General features: G+C 68.4%; 22 protein-coding genes. 9 read left to right on the top strand and 13 right to left on the bottom strand.

Annotation, left to right across the window (positions count from 1 at the left end):
* The first annotated feature begins 34 nt into the window (after positions 1–34).
* A complete protein-coding gene (locus tag E3T24_RS17030; RefSeq protein WP_241975906.1) occupies positions 35–1,339 on the top strand; it encodes an AI-2E family transporter in 1,305 nt (434 codons plus the stop codon).
* Positions 1,332–2,567: a threonine ammonia-lyase gene (ilvA, locus tag E3T24_RS17025; protein WP_134366516.1), complete on the top strand. Its 1,236-nt coding sequence runs from the start codon at positions 1,332–1,334 to the stop codon at positions 2,565–2,567. Before E3T24_RS17030 ends, ilvA begins: the two co-directional genes overlap by 8 nt.
* A 254-nt stretch (positions 2,568–2,821) precedes the next feature.
* Here the strand turns inward: ilvA and greA are convergent, their stop codons facing one another.
* Together greA and E3T24_RS17015 are read right to left on the bottom strand one after the other, a co-directional pair.
* Complete coding sequence (gene greA / locus E3T24_RS17020; RefSeq protein ID WP_134366515.1) at positions 2,822–3,313, bottom strand: transcription elongation factor GreA; 492 nt, start codon at positions 3,311–3,313, stop codon at positions 2,822–2,824.
* 167 nt (positions 3,314–3,480) lie between these two features.
* The gene (locus E3T24_RS17015; protein ID WP_166787177.1) at positions 3,481–3,876 is read right to left on the bottom strand and encodes a DUF4307 domain-containing protein; all 396 of its coding nucleotides are present in this window, start codon (positions 3,874–3,876) and stop codon (positions 3,481–3,483) included.
* Between the two features lie 76 nt (positions 3,877–3,952).
* On the opposite strand from E3T24_RS17015, the gene mca reads away from it, so the two are divergent.
* Together mca and E3T24_RS17005 are read left to right on the top strand one after the other, a co-directional pair.
* Complete coding sequence (mca, locus tag E3T24_RS17010) at positions 3,953–4,816, top strand: mycothiol conjugate amidase Mca (protein WP_174776564.1); 864 nt, start codon at positions 3,953–3,955, stop codon at positions 4,814–4,816.
* Positions 4,813–5,085 carry a hypothetical protein gene (locus tag E3T24_RS17005; protein WP_241975907.1) on the top strand — a complete coding sequence of 91 codons (273 nt, stop codon included), beginning with the start codon at positions 4,813–4,815 and terminating at the stop codon, positions 5,083–5,085. Before mca ends, E3T24_RS17005 begins: the two co-directional genes overlap by 4 nt.
* Before the next feature lie 24 nt (positions 5,086–5,109).
* Here E3T24_RS17005 and E3T24_RS17000 read toward each other — a convergent pair whose 3' ends face one another.
* Complete coding sequence (locus tag E3T24_RS17000) at positions 5,110–5,811, bottom strand: hemolysin III family protein (protein ID WP_134434888.1); 702 nt, start codon at positions 5,809–5,811, stop codon at positions 5,110–5,112.
* A gap of 70 nt (positions 5,812–5,881) precedes the next feature.
* Here E3T24_RS17000 and E3T24_RS16995 point away from each other — a divergent pair, with 70 nt between their 5' ends.
* From E3T24_RS16995 to E3T24_RS16985, 3 genes are all read left to right on the top strand, one after another.
* Positions 5,882–6,667: an isoprenyl transferase gene (locus E3T24_RS16995; RefSeq protein WP_134366512.1), complete on the top strand. Its 786-nt coding sequence runs from the start codon at positions 5,882–5,884 to the stop codon at positions 6,665–6,667.
* Between the two features lie 8 nt (positions 6,668–6,675).
* On the top strand, positions 6,676–7,797 hold the full coding sequence (locus E3T24_RS16990) for an aminotransferase class V-fold PLP-dependent enzyme (RefSeq protein WP_134366511.1): 1,122 nt from the start codon (positions 6,676–6,678) through the stop codon (positions 7,795–7,797).
* Between the two features lie 215 nt (positions 7,798–8,012).
* Positions 8,013–9,365 carry a PhoH family protein gene (locus E3T24_RS16985; protein WP_241975908.1) on the top strand — a complete coding sequence of 451 codons (1,353 nt, stop codon included), beginning with the start codon at positions 8,013–8,015 and terminating at the stop codon, positions 9,363–9,365.
* A gap of 128 nt (positions 9,366–9,493) precedes the next feature.
* Here the strand turns inward: E3T24_RS16985 and E3T24_RS16980 are convergent, their stop codons facing one another.
* From E3T24_RS16980 to xseA, 5 genes are all read right to left on the bottom strand, one after another.
* Complete coding sequence (locus E3T24_RS16980; RefSeq protein WP_134366510.1) at positions 9,494–10,909, bottom strand: class II fumarate hydratase; 1,416 nt, start codon at positions 10,907–10,909, stop codon at positions 9,494–9,496.
* A 110-nt stretch (positions 10,910–11,019) separates the two neighbouring features.
* The gene (locus tag E3T24_RS16975) at positions 11,020–11,661 is read right to left on the bottom strand and encodes a carbonic anhydrase (RefSeq protein ID WP_134366509.1); all 642 of its coding nucleotides are present in this window, start codon (positions 11,659–11,661) and stop codon (positions 11,020–11,022) included.
* Positions 11,658–12,317 carry a DUF4245 domain-containing protein gene (locus tag E3T24_RS16970; protein WP_166789230.1) on the bottom strand — a complete coding sequence of 220 codons (660 nt, stop codon included), beginning with the start codon at positions 12,315–12,317 and terminating at the stop codon, positions 11,658–11,660. Before E3T24_RS16970 ends, E3T24_RS16975 begins: the two co-directional genes overlap by 4 nt.
* Positions 12,314–12,556, bottom strand: coding sequence for an exodeoxyribonuclease VII small subunit (locus E3T24_RS16965; protein WP_198416031.1), 243 nt, complete (start codon positions 12,554–12,556; stop codon positions 12,314–12,316). Before E3T24_RS16965 ends, E3T24_RS16970 begins: the two co-directional genes overlap by 4 nt.
* Before the next feature lies 1 nt (position 12,557).
* The gene (xseA, locus tag E3T24_RS16960; protein WP_134366506.1) at positions 12,558–13,790 is read right to left on the bottom strand and encodes an exodeoxyribonuclease VII large subunit; all 1,233 of its coding nucleotides are present in this window, start codon (positions 13,788–13,790) and stop codon (positions 12,558–12,560) included.
* A 90-nt stretch (positions 13,791–13,880) separates the two neighbouring features.
* Here xseA and E3T24_RS16955 point away from each other — a divergent pair, with 90 nt between their 5' ends.
* Positions 13,881–14,921, top strand: a complete 1,041-nt coding sequence (locus E3T24_RS16955) for a 4-hydroxy-3-methylbut-2-enyl diphosphate reductase (protein ID WP_134366532.1) — start codon at positions 13,881–13,883, stop codon at positions 14,919–14,921.
* An 18-nt stretch (positions 14,922–14,939) separates the two neighbouring features.
* On the opposite strand, the gene E3T24_RS16950 is transcribed toward E3T24_RS16955, so the two are convergent.
* From E3T24_RS16950 to fbaA, 3 genes are all read right to left on the bottom strand, one after another.
* Positions 14,940–15,368 (bottom strand): VOC family protein, encoded by a 429-nt coding sequence (locus tag E3T24_RS16950; protein ID WP_134366505.1) that lies wholly within the window; start codon positions 15,366–15,368, stop codon positions 14,940–14,942.
* 129 nt (positions 15,369–15,497) lie between these two features.
* Positions 15,498–16,067, bottom strand: coding sequence for a DUF6264 family protein (locus E3T24_RS18140; RefSeq protein ID WP_241975909.1), 570 nt, complete (start codon positions 16,065–16,067; stop codon positions 15,498–15,500).
* Between the two features lie 12 nt (positions 16,068–16,079).
* Positions 16,080–17,105, bottom strand: a complete 1,026-nt coding sequence (gene fbaA, locus E3T24_RS16940) for a class II fructose-bisphosphate aldolase (protein WP_134366503.1) — start codon at positions 17,103–17,105, stop codon at positions 16,080–16,082.
* A 246-nt stretch (positions 17,106–17,351) separates the two neighbouring features.
* Here fbaA and glpX point away from each other — a divergent pair, with 246 nt between their 5' ends.
* Positions 17,352–18,284: a class II fructose-bisphosphatase gene (gene glpX / locus E3T24_RS16935; RefSeq protein WP_241975912.1), complete on the top strand. Its 933-nt coding sequence runs from the start codon at positions 17,352–17,354 to the stop codon at positions 18,282–18,284.
* A gap of 101 nt (positions 18,285–18,385) precedes the next feature.
* On the opposite strand, the gene rmuC is transcribed toward glpX, so the two are convergent.
* Both rmuC and E3T24_RS16925 read right to left on the bottom strand, forming a co-directional pair.
* The gene (rmuC, locus tag E3T24_RS16930) at positions 18,386–19,723 is read right to left on the bottom strand and encodes a DNA recombination protein RmuC (RefSeq protein ID WP_134434887.1); all 1,338 of its coding nucleotides are present in this window, start codon (positions 19,721–19,723) and stop codon (positions 18,386–18,388) included.
* Between the two features lie 89 nt (positions 19,724–19,812).
* The gene (locus E3T24_RS16925; protein ID WP_134366500.1) at positions 19,813–20,430 is read right to left on the bottom strand and encodes an exonuclease domain-containing protein; all 618 of its coding nucleotides are present in this window, start codon (positions 20,428–20,430) and stop codon (positions 19,813–19,815) included.
* Positions 20,431–20,461: the final 31 nt, after the last annotated feature.

Here is a 20,461-nt window from a genome sequence, read left to right as displayed (position 1 = left end):
TGACCCGGCACGTGTGACTGCCTAGAATGATGCCGTGACTGAATCCGAGACAAACCCGGCCCGTGGCAGGTTGTTCGGTGCGCGGGGACGCCGCCGGGTGCCGGCTTCGATCCGGACCCAGGTCCCGACCGCCGAGGCCCCCAACGGCACGGTCCCGAACGGCACGGTCCCGAACGGCGTCGACGAGAACCTTCCGCCCGGTCTGCGTCTGGCCGCCGCCTGGTCGTGGCGCCTGCTCGCGCTCACCGCCGCGATCGCGGTGTTCATCTTCATCGTCATCCAGCTGCGGCTGATCGTCATCCCGGTGCTCGTGGCCGTGCTGGTATCCGCGCTCCTCGTGCCCCTCGTCGGCTTCCTGGTGCGTCATCGGTGGCCCAGGGGCCTGGCCGTCGCGGCGGCCCTTCTCGGCACCCTCGCGGTCGTCGCCGGGCTGATCACGCTGGCTGTGACCCAGATCGCCGTCGGCACGGTCGGCCTGAACGACCGGGTCGCCGCCTCCTACCAGAGCCTGAAGGCCGTGCTCCTGGCCTCCCCGTTGCAGCTGACCGAACCCGAGCTGAACGCGTTCCTGCAGCAGGTGTGGAAGGCCGTCCAGGCTGACAGCCAGGTCTTCGTGAGCGGGGCCCTGACCGTGGGATCCTCGCTGGGGCATCTCCTGACCGGGCTGCTGCTGGCCCTGTTCAGCCTCCTGTTCATCTTGATCGACGGCAGGGGGATCTGGGCCTGGGTCGTGCGCATCTTCCCGCAGCGGGCCCGGGCGGCCGTGGACGGCGCGGGAACGGTCGGTTGGGCGGCCCTGGGCAACTTCGCGAAGGTGCAGATCCTGGTGGCCTCCATCGACGCGGTCGGCATCGGCGTCGGGGCGGCGCTGCTCGGCGTGCCCCTGGCCATCCCGATCGGCGTGCTGGTCTTCCTCGGCTCCTTCATCCCCATCATCGGAGCCGTCGCCGCCGGAGCCGTGGCGGTCGTCATCGCCCTGATCTTCAACGGCTGGGTGGTGGCCCTGCTGATGCTCGGGGTGGTGCTGTTGGTGCAGCAGGTCGAGGGGCATGTCCTGCAGCCGCTAATCATGGGAACCGCGGTCAAGGTGCATCCGCTCGGCGTCGTGCTCGCGGTCGCCGCGGGATCACTGCTCGCCGGCATCGCCGGGGCGCTCTTCGCAGTGCCGGTCGCGGCCGTGCTCAACGTCATGATCACCTACATCAACAGCGGAGTCTGGCGGGACGTACCGCCCACGACGGTCCCCGTCGCCCGTTCCCCGCTCTGGCAGACCGTTCCGCAACGCCCCGGATTCCGCCGAACCGGCTACCGCATCGAGAAAAGTGCCACCCATGACTAACGCCTCCCTCGTCGGACCGACCCTGGCCGACTTCGAGTCCGCCCGTGCCGTCGTCGCCCGGGTCACCGCCGTGACCCCGATGGAAACCTCCCGCTACCTGTCCGAGGTCCTGGGCGCACCGGTCCTGCTCAAATGCGAGAACCTGCAGCGCACCGGCTCCTACAAGATCCGCGGCGCCTACAACCGCCTCTCGAAGCTGACCGACGAGGAGAAGCAGCGCGGCGTGGTGGCGGCGTCGGCCGGCAACCACGCTCAGGGCGTCGCCTTCGCGGCCCGGGAGCTGGGCATCAAGGCCACCATCTTCATGCCCGTGGGCGTGGCGCTGCCCAAGCTGCAGGCGACCCGCGACTACGGCGCGCACGTCATCCTGCGCGGCAACACGGTGGCCGAGCCGCTCCTCGCCGCGGCCACCTACGCCGAGGAGACCGGCGCGATCCTGATCCCGCCGTTCGACCACCCGGATGTCGTCACCGGCCAGGGCACGCTGGGCCTGGAAATCCTCGATCAGGTTCCCGACCTCGAGACCGTGATCGTCCCCATCGGCGGCGGCGGTCTCATCTCCGGCGTGGCCAGCGCGCTCAAGCAGCGCGCGCTCCGGGACGGCCGCCGGATCCGGGTGATCGGGGTGCAGGCCGAGAACGCGGCGGCCTACCCGCCCTCCCTCGAGGCCGGCCGGGCCCTGGAGATCACCATCACGCCGACCATCGCCGACGGCATCGCCGTGGCCAAGCCGGGCCTGCTCAATTTCGAGATCGTGCGCGACACCGTGGACGAGATCGTCACCGTCAGCGAGGACGACATCGCCCGGGCGCTCCTGGTGCTGCTCGAGCGGGCGAAGCTCGTGGTCGAACCGGCCGGCGCGGTGGCGGTCGCGGCCATCCTGGCCGGCAAGGTCACCGCGTCGGGCCCCACGGTCGCGATCCTCAGCGGGGGCAACATCGACCCGCTGCTGATGCAGCGCGTGATCAGTCACGGCCTGTCGGCATCCGGGCGCTATCTGACCCTGCGCATCATGCTGCCGGACCGGCCGGGGCAGCTGGCCCGCATCTCCGAGCTGCTCGCCGAGGCGCACGCCAACGTGATCGAGGTGCTGCACACCCGCCACGGGGTCGGGCTGCAGATCAGCGAAGTCGAGCTGGACGTCAGCGTGGAGACCCGGGGACCGGACCACCGGCAGCTCGTCGTCGACGTGCTGCGCGCGGCCGGCTACGACCCCCAGTTCGACTAGCCGGACCGCCCGGCCACTCCCACCGCCTCGACTCCTCCCGTCTCGACTCCTCCCGTCTCGACTCCTCCCGTCTCGACTCCTCCCGTCTCGGCGTGGAACCAATTCGACGGAGATTTTGCCCGGATAGGCCCCAAACCGGCTGAAAACGCTTTTTTACAGCGGTATCTCCGTCGAATTGGTTCGGGGCCGGACGGGTTAACGAGCGATGGGCCCCGCCTGCCGGCGGGGCCAATCGGGTGCGGGGAGCGGTTCGGCTAGTTGCCGGTCCAGGTCTCCACGAGGAAGATCTCGACGGCGATGTCCTTGCCGGTCGGGGTGATGTACGACGTCTTCGCGCCGACCTTGAGGCCGAGGATCGCCGCGCCGAGCGGGCTCTGCTCGCTGAAGACGTCGAGGTCGCTGTCCCCGGCGATCTCGCGGCTGCCGATCAGGAAGCGGTTCTCCTCGCCGGCGATCGTGGCGGTGATGACCGTGCCCGGTTCGACGACGCCCTTGCTCTCGGGGGCGTGGCCGACCTCGGCGTTGCGCAGTAGCAGGACCAGCGTGCGGATGCGCGCCTCCATTTTGCCCTGCTCGTCCTTGGCGGCGTGGTAGCCGGAATTCTCCTTGAGGTCACCCTCTTCGCGCGCAGATTCGATCTTCTTCGCGATCTCCACGCGGCCGACGGTGCTCATCGTCTCCAGCTCGGCAGCGAGGCGGTCGTAGGCCTCCTGCGTCAGCCAGGTGACAGTGGTCTCGGTAGTCATGGTGGTCCCCTCCTCGTGCTCGTGTGGTGCCCGCGCAATGATCCCGCCATTCGCAGATACGTCTGCGCGGATGAACGCGGATGAAACCGCGCGGATCAGACTGTGCAGGTCAAACTGCAATTATATGACGGACGCCCCGACGTTGACCGTCAGGGCGAACCCTCAGTCTAGGTCAGCCAGCAGCGGTAAATCAATCCCGTGTTGCTCTGCTCGGTGGTGCGGACATCCGTCGTGAACGACCGGGAATAGACGGTGCTCGCCGGTACGTCGATCACTTTCCAGCCGACGACCGTGAAGCTCTCGTTCAGGGCCTGCACGGCGCAGGCGGCGCTCCGGCCGACCGGGATCGACGCCTCGAACGTGATGCTGACGCCGTTCTCGTCGACGATGCTGTGACCGATGTCCCGGGTCTCGATCAGGGGTTTGGACGCGCCGAGCCCCACCCAGACCACCCAAGCGACGAGGACGACAGCGAGGGTTCCGGCGACGGTCCACAGCACACGGCGGTCCCGGATGCCCCGGTTCGCGGCGCGCCCGTAGCGCGTGTCGAGGTTGTTGCTCACGGCCACTCAGACTCCACACTCACGGATCAACGATTAGTCTTAGTACCAAGGTTATCTGGCATTTCTGAGGAGTTTCATGACGCTGCGACTCTTGGCGGTGCACGCCCATCCCGACGACGAGTCGAGCAAGGGCGCTGCGACCTACGCCTACTACCGGAGCCGGGGCGCCGAGGTGATGGTGCTCAGCTGCACCGGCGGCGAACGGGGGAGCATCCTGAACGAAGCCCTCGTCGGGCACCCGATGGCGGAGCGCGACCTCGCCGGCCTGCGCCGGCTGGAGATGAAGGAGGCCCAGCGGGCACTCGGCGTGCAGCACCGGTGGCTCGGCTACGAGGACTCCGGGATGAACGACGACGGCTCGGTGCCGACGAATTCGTTCGCCTCGATCCCGGTCGAGATCTCGGCCGAACCGGTCGTGCGGTTGATCCGTGAATTCAAGCCGCAGGTACTGATCACGTACGACGAGAACGGCGGCTACCCGCATCCGGACCACATCCGCTGCCACGACGTGTCGATGGAGGCCTACCGGGCCGCCGCCGACCCGGCCCGGTACCCGGACGCCGGTGAGCCCTGGCAGGTCGACAAGCTCTATTTCGACCGCATCTTCAACCTCGAGCGGATCGACGCCATGCTCCTCGAACTGAGCGTCAAGGAACCCGACTCGCCCGTGCTGGAGCCGCTGGGCGCCGCGCGGGACTGGATGAAGGACTACCCGAAACTGGCGACGACCCATGTGAACGTCGGCGACTTCCTGGAGGTGCGGGACGCGGCGCTCCGCGCCCACGCCAGCCAGGTTTCCCCCAAAAGCAGCTTCTTCTTCTGGCCGAACGACCTCATCCGAGAGGCCTGGCCGTACGAGGACTTCCAGCTCGTCGAATCGAAAGTGGACACCGTGATACCTGAATCCGATCTCTTTGCCGGAGTGCGGGAAGACGCATGAGCGCCGTTTTCCTGAGCCCCGTGGTCTCGTTCGTGCTCGCCGCGACGCCGCCGCCCGAGTTCGACCCCACGACCGTGACGCCGGGGCCGGCCGGCTTCGTGGCGATCGCGGTGGTCGCTGCCGGCACGGTGCTGCTGGCGATCGACATGGCCCGCCGCATCCGTCGCAACACCTACCGGGCCGAGATCCAGGAACGTCTGGCGGCGGAGATGGCCGCCAATGCCGCGGCCGAGGCCGGTTCACCGGACCAGGGCCGCCCGCAGGGATAGCCCGGCAGGGTCAGGTCCGCACCCTTAGGGGTAGAGCGGGTGGGTGGCGATGATCAGGATGGCCACCCAATGGCAGAGGAACGCCACGACGGTCAGGGTGTGGAAGATCTCGTGGAACCCGAACACGCCCGGGACCGGGTTGGGCTTCTTGAGTCCGTAGACCACGGCGCCCACGGAATAGCAGAGCCCGCCGATCATGATCAGGGTCATCATCGCGGCATTGGCCTGGAAGAAGTCCACGATGAACATCAGCGCGCCCCAGCCGAGCGCCAGATACAGCGGAACGTACAGCCAGCGCGGGGCATGGATCCAGAACACCCGGAAGGCGATCCCCAGGATCGCCCCGCCCCAGACCAGCGACAGCAGCAGCGTGGACTTCTCCGGCGGCAGCGCCAGCACCGCGATCGGCGTGTAGGAGCCCGCGATCAGCAGGAAGATGTTGGCGTGGTCGATCCGCTTCAGGATCACCTTCGTGCGGGGCTGCCAGTCGAACCGGTGGTACAGCGCCGAATTGCCGAACAGCAGCATGGAACTGAGCACGAACACGAGCGAGCTCCACCGGGCCGCGGCGCCATCGGCGGCCAGCAGCAGGATGATGCCCGCGACGATCGTCACCGGGAACGTGCCGGCGTGGATCCAGCCGCGCCAGGTGGGTCTGACGTCCACCGGCTGAGGGGTGTCATCCTCGAGAAACGGCAGGTTGGGGATGTCATCTGGTGTGGCCATGAGGCAAGAATACGGCAGGCTTCATGCCCGGAGCGGTACGCAACGGCCCCGAGTGGGCTAGCGTCGATGTGTGCAGAAGCGGGACATTCCAATAGCGCGCGGCATCCTCTACGGGGTGTACCAGCGCCGACTCCGACGCGGACTGACCCCGGAGGTGCTGCCCGATCACGTGGCCATGATCATCGACGGCAACCGTCGGTGGGCCAAGCAACTCGGCTTCGATTCCGCCGCCCACGGGCACCGGGCCGGCGCCGCCAAGATGCGCGAGTTCCTCAAATGGTGTGACGACCTCGGGATCTCCGTGGTCACGCTCTACCTGTTGTCCTCCGACAACCTCACCAACCGGCCGAGCGAGGAGCTCACCGAGCTGACGAAGATCATCGCCAAGCTCGCGGAGGAGCTCTCCCGCTACCGGGACTGGCGGGTGCAGCAGGTCGGGTCCAAGGCCGGCCTGCCGGAACCGCTGATCGCGGCCCTGGACGCCGCGGAGGCGCGGACGGCACGCAAGAAGGGCCTGCACATCAACCTCGCCGTCGGCTACGGCGGGCGCACCGAAATCACCGACGCCATGCGCAGCATTGTGGGCGCCCACCACGCGAGCGGCGGGTCGCTCGAGAACCTGGCGGAAACGCTCACCCCCGAATTGATCGGCCAGCACCTCTACACGGGCGGCCAGCCCGACCCCGACCTGGTGATCCGCACCTCGGGCGAGCAGCGGATCAGCGACTTCATGCTGTGGCAGAGCGCCCACAGCGAGTTCTACTTCGTGGAAGCCCTCGGCCCGGACCTCCGGCAGGTCGACTTCCTGCGTGCCCTGCGTGACTTCGCCAAACGCCAGCGCCGGTTCGGCGGGTAGGAGACCCCATGAGCTCCATCGAACGGTTCACGGCGGGGTTCCTCGAGGAGCCCGGGTACCTGGACTATGCCAGGGTGGGGCCGCTGTCCGCCGGCGTGGTGAGCGAGACGCTCGGCCAGACGGATGTCCTCTCCCGCGCCCGATACGGCAGCCTGGACCACTTCCGGACCCAGGATGAACGGTTGCGTGCCGCGGTCGCCGCGGCCACCGGCTTCCGCGCCGACCAGGTCGTCTCCGAGCCCAACACCACCACCGGGATCATGCAGGCCATGTTCGGCCTGACCGGGGGAGTGCTGCTCTCGCCCGGGGATTTCCCCACGGTCCCCTTCGCCGCCGCGCGTGCGGCCGAGGCGCTGCGGGTGGTGACCCCGCTCTGGCTGGAGACCGAGCACGGCCGGGTGACCCCCGGGGAGATCAGGGAACAACTCACCCCGGCCACCGCCGCGGTGGCGGTCTGCCTGGTCGACTCCCGCACCGGGTACCGCGTCGACCTGGACGGCATCCGTCAGGTCATCGGCGACCGCCTGCTCATCGTCGACGCCATTCAGGGGTTCGGAATCACGGATGTCCCGTACGAGGTCGCGGATGTCGTCGCCTCGGGCGGACAGAAATGGGCCAGGGCCGGCTGGGGCACCGGGTTCCTGGCCCTCAGCGACCGCGCGATCGAACGGCTGATCCCGGTGTTCTCCGGTTTCGCCGGCACCGACACGGCCGAGCCGTGGGACGAGATCCTGCCCCCGAGCCGCGGCGCGAACGCCTTCCGGGTCAGCAACCCCGACCCGATCGCGCAGGCGCGGTTCGCGACCGCCCTCGAAGAGGTGGCGGAGGTGGGCATCCGTTCGATTGAAGCGGCGGTCGCCGTGAACGTGTCCACACTCATCGACCTCGCCGACGAATTCGCCGTGCCCGTGGCGTCCTCCCGGGACGAACGCGAACGTGCGGGGATCGTGGTGCTGGAACCGCCCGCGAGCCAGTTCACCCTGCTCAGCGCCGCCCTGCACAACCACGGGGTCACCGCGACCGCCCGCCAGGGCACCGTGCGGCTCAGCGTCCACGCGGCCCTGAGCGTCGACACGGTAGATATGCTGCGCGGGGCACTGACCTCGTATGCCACCGCGGTGACCTACTGACCGCTGACGTGCTGACGGATGACCTGCTGACTGCGGGCGGGTTAACGTACGGTCTCAATGGGCGTGTCGCTCTTCCCTTGCCGGGCCGCGCTCACTAACGTCATCCTCATCAGGCATACTGCCTGGTCGAGACGGCCACATAAGTACGGCTCGATAACCCTGTGGCCTCTCGCCGACACAATCTGCGCCCCCGGGGGCGCGGGGTGGGAGTGATTGTGACCGCTAATCAGGTTGACAATGCGGGTTCGAACCGGGCGGCCTCGGCTGAGGCCGAACAGGCGCAGTGCACGTATGTGCTGGACACCTCGGTTCTGCTCTCGGATCCCAAGGCGATCTTCCGTTTCGCCGAGCACTCCGTCGTGCTCCCCGTGGTGGTCATCGCGGAACTCGAGGCCAAGCGCAACGACCCGGAGATCGGGTACTTCGCCCGCCAGGCGCTGCGGCTGCTCGACGAGCTCCGGATCAAGCACGAACGGCTCGACTTCCCGATCCCGGTCGGTGAGGGCGGCAGCCTCCGGGTGGAGCTGAACCACTCCAACATGTCGGTGCTGCCCTCCGGGCTGCAACTGGGCGACAACGACTCCCGCATCCTCGCGGTGGCCCTGAACCTCGCCAATGACGGGCTGAACGTGACCGTGGTCTCCAAGGACCTTCCCCTGCGGGTGAAGGCCGCCTCGATCGGCCTGATGGCGGACGAGTACCGCCACGAGCTGGCCGTGGACTCGGGCTGGACCGGGATGGATGAGATCACGCTCGGCTCCAACCAGATCAACGAACTCTACGAGAACGAGGTCATGCACACCCGCCTCGTGCAGGACATGCCGATCAACACCGGGCTCGTCATCCACTCCGACCGGGGCTCGGCCCTCGGCCGGGTCACCGGCAGCGGCCAGATGAAGCTCGTCCGCGGCGACCGCGACGTCTTCGGGCTCAAGGGCCGGTCGGCGGAGCAGCGGCTCGCCATCGATCTGCTCCTCGACCCGGAGATCGGGATCCTGTCGCTGGGAGGTCGAGCCGGGACGGGGAAGTCGGCGCTCGCCCTCTGCGCCGGGCTCGAAGCGGTGCTGGAGCGCCAGCAGCACCGCAAGATCATGGTCTTCCGCCCCCTCTACGCGGTGGGCGGCCAGGAGCTGGGCTACCTGCCGGGCGACGCGAACGAGAAGATGAGCCCGTGGGCGCAGGCGGTCTTCGACACGCTCGGGGCGATCGTCTCGGAGAACGTGCTGGAGGAGGTCATCGACCGTGGCATCCTCGAGGTGTTGCCGCTCACCCACATCCGTGGCCGGTCGCTGCACGACGCCTTCGTCATCGTCGACGAGGCGCAGTCCCTCGAACGCAATGTGCTGCTGACCGTGCTGAGCCGGATCGGCACGAACTCCCGGGTGGTGCTGACCCATGACGTGGCGCAGCGGGACAACCTGCGGGTCGGCCGGTTCGACGGGGTGGCTTCCGTGATCGAGACGCTCAAGGGGCATCCGCTCTTCGCCCACATGACCCTGACCCGCTCCGAGCGGAGCGCGATCGCGGCCCTGGTCACCGAGATGCTCGAGGGCAACGAGATCGCCTAGCCCCAACGAATTCGACGGAGATTTTGCCCCAAAACCCGTTTTCGGACCGAAAACAGACTTCTGGGAGCAAAATCTCCGTCGAATTGGTGACTGCGCGAGCGGCGGAGGTGCCGGGCGCTCGGGGCGGGCTACCGGGCCTGGGGCGGACGGGTCATGCTGAGCACGTCGAGCGCCGTGTCGAGCTGCTCGAGGGTGACCTCGCCGCGCTCGACGAAACCGAGGGCGATCACGGACTCGCGCACGGTCAGCCCCTCGGCCACGGCGTGCTTGGCGACCTTGGCGGCGGCCTCGTAGCCGATCACCCGGTTCAGTGGGGTGACGATCGCGGGGGACGACTCGGCCAGCGCGCGGGCGCGCTCCACGTTCGCGGTCAGGCCGTCGACGGTCTTGTCCGCCAGCGCGCGGGTCGCGTTCGAGAGCAGCCGGATCGACTCGAGCAGTGCGGTGCCCATCACCGGGATGGCGACGTTCAGCTCGAACGACCCGGACGCGCCGGACCAGGCGATGGTGGCGTCGTTGCCGATGACCCGCGAGCAGACCATCAGCACGGCCTCGGGGATGACCGGGTTGACCTTGCCGGGCATGATCGAGGAACCGGGCTGCAGGTCGGGGATGTTCAACTCGGCGAAGCCGGTGTTTGGGCCCGAGCCCATCCAGCGCAGGTCGTTGCAGATCTTGGTCAGGCTGACCGCGATGGTGCGCAGGGCGCCGGATGCGTCGACGAGGCCGTCACGGTTGGCCTGCGCCTCGAAGTGGTCGCGTGCTTCCGTGACCGGCAGCTCCGTCTCCTCGACCAGAAGCTCGATCACGAGCTGCGGGAACCCGGCCGGCGTGTTGATGCCGGTGCCGACGGCGGTGCCGCCGAGGGGGACCTCCGCGACGCGGGGGAGGGCGGAGCGCACGCGCTCGATGCCGAGGCGCATCTGGCGCGCGTAGCCGCCGAACTCCTGGCCGAGGGTGACCGGGGTGGCGTCCATCAGGTGGGTGCGGCCGGCCTTAACGGCGCCGACCCACAGCTCGGCCTTGGCCTCGAGTGACACGGCCAGGTGGTCGAGGGCGGGAATCAGCTCGTCGATGAGCGCGCTAGTGACCGCCAGGTGCACGGATGTCGGGAAGACGTCGTTCGAGGACTGGGACGCGTTCACGTGGTCGTTCGGGTGCACCGGGCGGCCGAGGCTCCGGGTCGCGAGGGTCGCGAGGACCTCGTTCATGTTCATGTTCGAGGAGGTGCCGCTGCCGGTCTGGTAGACGTCGATCGGGAATTCGGAGTCGTAGCGGCCGGTGATGACCTCGTCGGCCGCCGCGGCGATCGCGTTGGCGATGTCGCCGTCGAGCACGCCGAGCTGCGCGTTGGCCAGGGCGGCGGACTTCTTGATCCGGGCCAGCGCGCCGATCTGGGCCGACTCCAGCACGGAGCCGGAGATCGGGAAATTCTCCACGGCGCGCTGCGTCTGGGCCCCGTAGAGGGCGGCGGCCGGAACCCGGACCGCGCCCATCGTGTCGTGTTCGATCCGGTAGTCGGCTTCAACGGTCTTGTCCACCACTGTGTGTATTACCTTTCGGTTGGGGAAACTGCAGTTCGTAAAATGTGAGCGACGCCGGCAGGCCGGCGGAACGCCACAATGCGCGCCGGAGCGCGGCTGGACACGTCGACCTAGACCACGCCGACGACGATGTCGGGCACGGCACGGCCTTCGAGCAGCCGGTAATTAGCCCCGACGATAGCCAATGTACCTTCTGCGACGGCGGCGCTGATCACCTCCGAGCGCTCCAGCAGTTCGGCAACGGTGTCGCGCAGGTGCTCGCGACCCACCGCGAGGGCGTCGACGTGATCCGGGTCGATCGGCGTCGCATCCGTCGCCCCGCTGACGCGGCGCACGGCGGGCACGATCTTCTCGATGATCTTCGTGATGTGCACGGGCAGGGCGACCGCGTCGGCGGACTGCGAATCGATCGCGGCCCGCACGGCGCCGCAGCCGTCGTGTCCGAGCACGAGGATCAGCGGCACCTCCAGCACGGCGACGGCGTATTCGAGCGAGCCGAGCACGGAGTCGGAGATGACCTGGCCGGCGTTCCGCACGACGAACAGGTCGCCCAGACCCTTGTCGAAGATGATCTCGGCGGCCAGTCTCGAGTCGCTGCACCCGAACAGGGCCGCATCGGGGGTCTGCACGAAGGCGAGTTCGGCACGGCGGTCGACGTCCTGGCGCGGATGCCGCGGCTCGCCCCCCACAAAGCGGTCGTTGCCCCGCTGCAGGTCGCTCCAGACCTCGGCCGGAGTGGATTTGCCGGTCATTGTGTTCCTCCGGTGTTGGTGCTGATCTGCGCGGCGAGTACCTCGGCGAGGGCCGCGAATTCGTCTTCGCCGGCCGTGCCGACCAGAACGTAGGTGCTGCCCGCGGTGGTGGTCACGAGGGCGGAATCGAAGTTGCCGTGATCCTGCTGCGGCGCGGTGTTGCGGTAGACGTCCCAGGTGACCCCGTTGATGGTGACGGTGTCGACGACCGGCGCGTTGTCCAGCTTCTCGGCGAGCCAGCTCGGGTTCGCGTCGAGGCCCTGGGTGAGGCCGATGAACTCCTTGCCCGGGGTGAGCAGGCCGATGTACCAGGACGGGATCCTGTCGGTGCCGCCGAGGCGCCACTGGGCCGCATTCGCCTTCCAGCCGGTGGGCAGTTTCGGCACGATCAGGGTCTGGTCGAGCCCGGTCTGAGCCTGGGCGGCGACCGTGGCGAAGTCGACGGGGCGGTCGATCGGAGCCTCGCTGCGCGGAACCAGCAGCACGAGCACGAGCACCGTGCCGAGTGTGGCCAGCAGCGACAGCACCAGGTTGTTCACGGTCTTGTGAGACCGGTACTTGCGCGAATTCTCGGCCAGCCTGCTCTTCGTCTCTTCCGGCGTCTCGGGGCGTCCGAGTTCAGCGACGACGCGGGGAGCGCGCCTGGCGGCGCTCATCCGGCGGTCGCGGCGGACGGGGCCTGGCCGGCCCGGGCGGCGTCCAGCCTGGCCTTCGCGCCGATCAGCCATTCCTCGCAGCGACGGGCGAGGGCCTCGCCGCGCTCCCAGAGCGCGAGGGATTCTTCGAGCGTCGATGAACCCTGCTCGAGGGCGTTCACCACGCGCACGAGTTCGTCCCTGGCCTGTTCGTAACTCAGGGCTGTGATGTCATCTGCTGCCGGGGTCATGGCTTCCATTCTAAGTCGAGGGGAGAGGGGCGGACGGGGCGGCGCCCGCGGTGGCGGGCAGGTTCCCCTCGGCGAGGGTGATCAGGAGCGCGGTGCCGGCGGGCGCCTGGCCGGGTGCGCGCACGATCCGCCCGTCCGCCAGCTGCACGATGGCATACCCGCGGTCAAGGGTGCCCTGGGGCGAGAGGGCGCGCAGCCGGGATCGCAGCTCGAGCACCGTGGTGCCTGCGCGCTCGACCGCCCGGCCGACCAGCTCGGTGCCGCGCGCGACGAAACGGGTGAGGTCCTCCGAGCGGGAATCGATCAGCCACTCGGGGGTGCTGAGTACGGGGCGGGACCGGAGCTGCCCGATCCGGTCGACCTCATGAGCGAGGATGCCGGTGAGCCGGTTGCTGAGGCGGGCACGGGCCTGCTGTACCCGGTTCAGTTCGTCGGACACGTCGGGAACCACGCGCTTGGCGGCATCCGTGGGCGTCGAGGCACGCAGGTCGGCCACCTCGTCCAGCAGCGGCCGGTCGGCCTCGTGCCCGATCGCGCTGACCAGTGGGGTGACGCAGGCGGCCGCCGCGCGAACCAGTCTCTCGTCGCTGAAGCCGAGCAGGTTCTGGAAGTCGCCGCCGCCGCGGGCGACGATGATCACGTCGACCTCCGGGTCGGCGTCGAGCCTCTGGATGGCCGCTGTCACTTCGGCGACCATGCGGTCGCCCTGCACGGCCGCGTAGGCGAGGTGGAAGCTGACGGCCGGCCAGCGCAGCTGGGCGTTGCGGATGACGTCTTTCTCCGCGTCGGAGTCTTTGCCGGTGACCAGCCCGATGCAATGGGGGAGGAAGGGCAGCGGCTTCTTGCGGGCGGCGTCGAAGAGCCCCTCGCCGGCCAGCTGTTTGCGCAACCGCTCGAGCCGCTCCAGCATGTCGCCCAGGCCCACATGGCGCATCTCGAACACCTGCATGGTGAGGGTGCCGCCCTTGACCCAGAAGTTGGGTTTGACGAGGGCGATGACACGGTCGCCCTGCTTGAAGTCGCTGGTGAGCTTCGCGCGCACCGACGACCAGACCGTGAAGCTGACCGTGGCGTCCTCGGTGAGGTCTTTCAGCTTGCCGTAGACGTTGCCGCCGCTGGCGCCCCACTGGACGATCTCGCCCTCCACCCAGGCGGTGCCGAGCCGGTCGATGTAGCCGCGGATCTTGTTGGCCAGCAGCGCGACCGGCCACGGGGTCTCCAGGGTGGGCGGTGCATCCGTCATCAATCGTTCCTCCCACGGACTGTGCAGTCGGGCACCCATAGACTGGATGGCGTGACTATCAGTACGGATTCGCCTGTGATCGGCCTCGGCATGCCCCGGATTCCCCGGGCACGCAACAGGCTCAACGATACCCCGGTGCACGGACACAAGCGGGTGCTGCTGGCCGCCCCCCGCGGTTACTGCGCCGGCGTGGACCGTGCCGTGATCGCCGTCGAGAAGGCGCTCGAGCTGTACGGGGCCCCGGTCTACGTGCGCAAGCAGATCGTGCACAACGTGCACGTGGTCTCCGAGCTGGAGAAGAAGGGCGCCATCTTCGTCGAGGAAGTCGACGAGGTGCCCGCCGGCTCCCATATCGTTTTCAGCGCCCACGGCGTCTCGCCGGCCGTGGTGAACGCCGCGGCCGACCGTGGACTCCTCGCCATCGACGCCACCTGCCCGCTGGTCACCAAGGTGCACCGCGAGGCCGTGCGGTTCGCCCGCGACGACTTCCAGATCCTCCTGATCGGCCATGCAGGCCACGAAGAGGTCGAGGGCACCGCCGGCGAGGCGCCGGAGCACACCACGCTCGTGGGCAGCCCCGACGAGGCCGACACCATCGAGGTGCGCGACCCGGACAGGGTCGTCTGGCTGTCCCAGACCACCCTGAGCGTGGACGAGACCATGGAGACCGTTCGACGCCTGCGCGCCCGGTTCCCTAATCTGCAGGACCCGCCCAGCGACGACATCTGCTACGCCACCCAGAACCGCCAGGTAGCGATCAAGAAGGTAGCCCGCGACTCCGACCTCGTCATCGTCGTCGGTTCCGCGAACTCGTCCAACTCGGTGCGTCTGGTGGAGGTGGCGCTCGAGTACGGCGCCCAGGCCGCCTACCGGATCGACTACGCCAGCGAGATCAAGCAGGAGTGGCTCGACGGCGTCGTCACCGTCGGGGTGACGAGCGGGGCATCCGTTCCGGACGAGCTCGTGCACGAGGTGCTCGCCGACCTCGCCGAAGCCGGCTACGGCGACGTCGAGGAGGTCAAGACGGCCGAGGAGGACCTCCTGTTCTCCCTGCCCAAGGAACTCCGCAAGGACCTGGCCGGCAACGCGGATGCGCGCGCGCTCGGCGGGCGGGTCAGCCGGCCCGAATAGGCAGCCTGACGGGGCCCCTCAGCCGGTCTGGAACTCCAGCTCCTGAAAGAGGGTCACGGTCAGGTCGGCCGGCCCCTGCAGGCGAGAGTTGAGTGACTGCCACGGGGTGACCCGCGGCGAGGCGATCAACGCGGCGCCGGCATCCGTGAGCTGCCGGGTCTTGCCGGCCGCGTCGGAGACCTCGAAGGCCACACGGATGTGCCCGCTCGGGTTGCCGTCGGTCTCGAGATCGTCGACCATCCGCCGCTGGGCTGGATTGTGCAGCTCCGGGGTCGCCCGGCCGGCGTCGAGGACCATGCCGCGGGCCCCGCTCTCGTCCTCGAAGGACTCCGCCTCGGTGAGGCCGAGAGCGTCACGGTAGAAGCGCACGGCGGCGTCGTAGTCTGCCGCCTCGACGACCAGGCGCAGTTGGAGGACGGGCGGTATCGGTACGGTCTCATCGTTCATGCGTTCAGGCTAGGAACGGTGGCCGGTGCGCGCAAGGAGGCGTCGACCGTCACATCCACGGTGACCGTGTCATGCACACGATTCGTGCGGCTGAACGTCTGGGCGGCCGAACCGCTCAGCGGCTGAGCGTTACGGCTTCAGGTTGAGCAGGGTCGGGTCGGTGGTCAGAGCCACGCTCACGATGACGATGAGCACGGTGAAGGACACGACCCCGCCGATCAGGGGCAGGTAGAAGGCCCGCTTGCCGCGCACCGTCATCAGGATCGAGCCGACGGCGGTGGCGAGCCAGATCAGGGCTTCGGCGATGCTCCCGGCCACGATCAGGCCCGGGATGGCGTCGTCCGGTGTGTATGTGCCCAGGTCTCGCTGCTCGTAGAGGATCTTGAACGCGTCGGGGAGCCCGCTCAGGGCACCGATGAAGAAGATCGTCGCCAGGAGCCCGAAGACGAGCAGGCTCAGGGTCACGGGGCGGTCCCAGGCCGGCGTCTTGCCGCCGCGGAAGGGCCCGGCGGGTTTTTCCGGGGAACCCGGGCCGGCAGCCGGGGCGGCAGCCGGTGCGACTGCCGGTGCGGGGAGCGTGCGCTCATCCGGGGCGGGAGTCCAACTCCAGCCTTCGGGCGCAAGCTCGCCGTACCGGGGACGTGGCCGGGAATCCTCCGGAGGGGTTCCCGAAGGAGTCGACAGGGGATTCTCGGCCATCGTCATTCGGTGCTAGCTGTTCGACTGGCCGGCGGAACCGAGCTGGCGGGTGGCTTCGGACACGCGGGCGGCCATGGCCGTCTCGGCAACTTTGCCCCAGGCGCGGGGGTCGTAGACCTTCTTGTTGCCGACTTCGCCGTCAACCTTGAGCACGGCGTCGTAGTTCTTGAGCATGTAGCCGGCAACCGCGCGCGTGAACGCGTACTGTGTGTCGGTGTCGATGTTCATCTTCACGACGCCGTTGGCGACGGCCTCGGCGATCTCGGCGTCGGTTGAGCCCGAGCCGCCGTGGAAGACGAGGTCGAGCGGCTTCGGGCCGGTGCCGAGCTTGGCGGCGATGCCGTCCTGGATCTCCTTAAGCAGCTCCGGGCGCAGCTTGACATTGCCGGGCTTGTAGACGCCGTGCACGTTGCCGAAGGTGAGCGCGGCCATGTAGCGGCCGTTCTCGCCCATGCCGAGGGCGTCGATCATGGCGAGTGCGTCATCGAGGGTCGTGTACAGGTTCTCGTTGATGTCGCCTTCGACGCCATCCTCTTCGCCGCCGACGGCGCCGATCTCGACCTCGAGGATCGCGTTGATCGCCTGGGTGCGCTTGAGGATGTCCTTGGCGATTTCCAGGTTCTCGGGGAGAGCGATGGCGGAACCGTCCCACATGTGCGACTGGAAGATCGGGTTGCGGCCGGCCTTGACCTCTTCTTCGGAGGCGCTGATGAGCGGCAGCACGAAGTCTTCAAGGGCGCCCTTGGGGCAGTGGTCGGTGTGCAGGGCGACGGTGACGGGATAATTGTCGGCGACGGACTGCACGAAGTGAGCCATGGCGAGCGCACCGGATGCGCGGTTCTTGACCGTGTGGCCGGCGAAATAATCTGCGCCACCGGTGGTGACCTGGATAATGCCGTCTGAGCCGGATTCGGTCAGGCCCTGAAGGACAGCATTAATGCTTTGCGAGGACGAAACGTTGAACGCCGGGTAAGCGAACCCCTTCGTCTTGGCCTTGCTGAGCATCTCGGCGTACTGGTCTGGGGAAGCGATGGGCATTGTTGAGTCTCCTCGGTTGAACCGTTTCGGTTCTCTCATCCTACCGAGATGGGTACCCGGACGTGCCAGCGCCGGAAGAGGCGGTGCGCGGGGAGCGGGCGCTAGGCTGAAGGAGGCAGCACCGGTATCACCGATGCCGGCCCAAAGATGGGTCTTGCCACTGCCGCACTCTTCGTCCGGGAAGGACCATCTGTGAACAGCCCCGAAATCGCCCTCAATTTCACGCACCCCGACCGCAACCTGGCCATGGAGCTGGTGCGAGCGACAGAGGCTGCCGCAATCCGTGCGGTTCCGTTCATCGGTCGCGGTGACAAGAACGCCGCCGACAAGGCGGCCGTCGACGCCATGCGCGTCTTCCTCGGCACCGTCAATTTCGACGGCCTCATCGTCATCGGCGAGGGTGAAAAAGACGAAGCCCCCATGCTCTTCAACGGTGAACGCGTCGGCAACGGCACCGGCCCGCACTGCGACATCGCGGTCGACCCGATCGACGGCACGAGCCTCACCGCCGCCGGCCGCCAGAACGCCCTTTCCGTGATCGCGGTCTCCTCCCGCGGCACCATGCTCGACGCGTCATCCGTCTTCTACATGGACAAGATCGTCACCGGCGGCGCCGGCCGCGGAGTCGTCAGCCTCGACGCACCGATCGGCGACAACATCCGTGAGCTGTCCCGAGCCACCGGCAAGCCGGTCGGCGAAATGGTCATCGCGGTGCTCGACCGTCCCCGCCACGCCGAACTGATCGACCAGATTCGCAGCGCCGGCGCCGGCACCCGGCTGATGAGCGACGGCGACGTCGCCGGCGGCATCAACGCGGCCCGCTGGGAAACCCGGATCGACATGTGCGTCGGCATCGGCGGCAGCCCCGAGGGCATCACCACGGCCTGCGCGCTCAAGGCGATCGGCGGCTACATGCAGGGACGCCTCGCACCGAAGGATACCGCCGAGCGCGCGGGCGCGGTCGCGGCCGGGCTCGACGTGGACAAGCTGCTCGAACTCGATGACATGGTCAGCGGTGACAACACGTTCTTCGTGGCGACCGGCGTGACGGATGGCGGACTCGTCGACGGCGTGCGCCGCCAGGGCCCGATCATCCGCACCGAGAGCATTGTGCTGCGCGCCAAGTCGGGCACCACCCGCCGCGTGGTCGCGGAGCACCTCGCCTCCAAGTGGCTCTAGCCACCGGGCGCGGGGCTCGCTCGGCACGCTGACCCGCTGAGGTCGCCGCCGAGTGTCGCCCAATACGCTGAGAATCGCCGTTCCGACGGCGATTCTCGGCGTTAAGGGCGATTCTCGGCGGCCTCCAGTTCGGCCGACTGGAGCTCCGTCACGAACTCCCAGGCGGCCAGCTCCCGAGGGGCCTCTTCGATGCCGACCAGCGGCGCCAGCACCTTCGACTCGTCCAGCGCGCTGAGCTTGCGGGCCGTGGGCAGCACCTGGCGCTCCATCGAGCCGACGAAGCCGTTGTAGTCCTTGACGGTGCGCTCGATCGACCGGCCGAGTTTCTCGATGTGGGTGGCCGTGGTGGCCAGGCGGGCGTAGAGCTCCCGGCTGAGGTCGAACAGGACCTTGGCGTCATGGGTGAGCACATCCTGCTGCCAGCTGAACGCCACCGTCTTCAAGACCGACCACAGGGTCACGGGGGAAGCCAGGGCGACCCGCTTGGAGAAGGCGAACTCCATGATCGACGGGTCGGCCTCCAACGCAGACGAAACGAGGGATTCGCTCGGGATGAAGGCGATCACGATCTCCGGCGAGGCCTCCAGGCCCTGCCAGTAGGCCTTACTGCCGAGGGCGGTGATGTGGTCGCGCACGGCCTTGACGTGCGCCTTCATGTACGCGGCCCGTTGCGCGCCCAGGGCGCCGGTGGCGGTGACCGGAATCTGGCTGGCCTCCAGGAACGCCGTGAACGGCACTTTGGCGTCGACGGCGATGTTTTTCCCCCCGGGCAGGTGCACCACCATGTCGGGGCGACCCGCGCCGGCATCCGAGTTGATGCTCGACTGCAGGTCGAAGTCGACCCGCTCGATCAGGCCCGCCGCCTCCACCACGCTGCGCAGCTGGGTTTCGCCCCAGACCCCGCGGGTGTTGTTGGCGCGCAGGGCGGACGCGAGCGCCTCCGCGGTGCTGCGCAGACGTTCCTCCGACTCTGTGGCGGACCGCAGCTGTTGGCTCAACTCGCCGTGCTGCAGGCTGCGCTGGGCCTCCAGCTCGAACACCTTCTGCTGTATGTCCTGCAGGCTCTCCTTGACCGGGGCCAGGGCCTGCAACACCTTGCTCTCCTGCTTCTGCCGCACGGCCTCAGCGTCCTGGTCACCCTGCTGCCGTTGGAGCAGCTCGCGGTACTGCCGCCCGGCGTCGACGACCTGCCCGCGCAGGGCGTCGGCCGTGGCGTGCACCGAGGCGAGTTCTTCCCGGAGCAGCGATTGGACGGCGGCCTCTCGGGAGCGCGCCTCGACCAGCGCCACCTGGTGACGGGCCTCGATCACGGCCGGGTCGTCGCCCGCTGAAGCGTTCACTGAGGCAGCGCGGCGCCGCTGACCGGCGACGATCGCGACCAGGGCGCCGAGGAGGGCGCCGATGACAATACCGAGGAGAAGAGGGAACCAGGAATCCATGGCTCCACTCTGCCAGTGACCACCGACACGACCTCGACACGGCGGCTGGAGGGCCTCGACGCGGCCTCGGCGCGCAGGGGAGGAGGGACCTAACTGAGCGCCATCGGGCCGTGCGTCGCGGCCTTCTCCTTCGTGGCGACCGGCCCGATCGCGCCGATGTTCACCCCGGTGATGCGGGCCAGATCTTCGAGGGTGTCTGCCTCGTGCCGCCCGGCCGCGTGCACCATGATGGCGGCGCAGGCCTCCGCGTCGGCGAGGGCGTCGTGGTGGGCGAAGCCTTCGAAACCGGCCGCCATCGCCGCGACGGGCAGGCGGTACGAGTCGAGATGGTAGGTGCGGCGGGCCACCTGGAGGCTGCAGACGTAGTTGAAGTCCGGGACCGACAGGCCGGCGACCGTGGAGGATGTCTTGATGACTCCCAGGTCGAAGCCGGCGTTGTGGGCGACGAGGTGGTCGCCGTCGGCGAAGGCGACCAGGTCGGGGAGCTGCTCGGCCCACGTGGCCGCGTCCACGACATCCGTCGGCCGGATGCCGTGGATCTTGATGTTCCAGGCCAGGAAAGCGTCGTGCCCGACCGCCGGTTTGATGAACCAGGCGATCTTGTCGACGACTTTTCCGTCTCGAACCTTCACCAGCCCGACCGAGCACGCCGAAGCGCTGGAGGAGTTGGCGGTCTCGAAATCGATGGCGGTGAAGTTGACTGGCACCGCATCATCATTTCACGGGCCGCTGACAGCC

The sequence above is a fragment of the Cryobacterium sp. TmT2-59 genome (assembly GCF_004403545.1).
In the GTDB taxonomy this organism is placed as follows: Bacteria; Actinomycetota; Actinomycetes; order Actinomycetales; family Microbacteriaceae; genus Cryobacterium; species Cryobacterium shii.
This window is presented reverse-complemented; position numbering and strand designations above follow the sequence as displayed.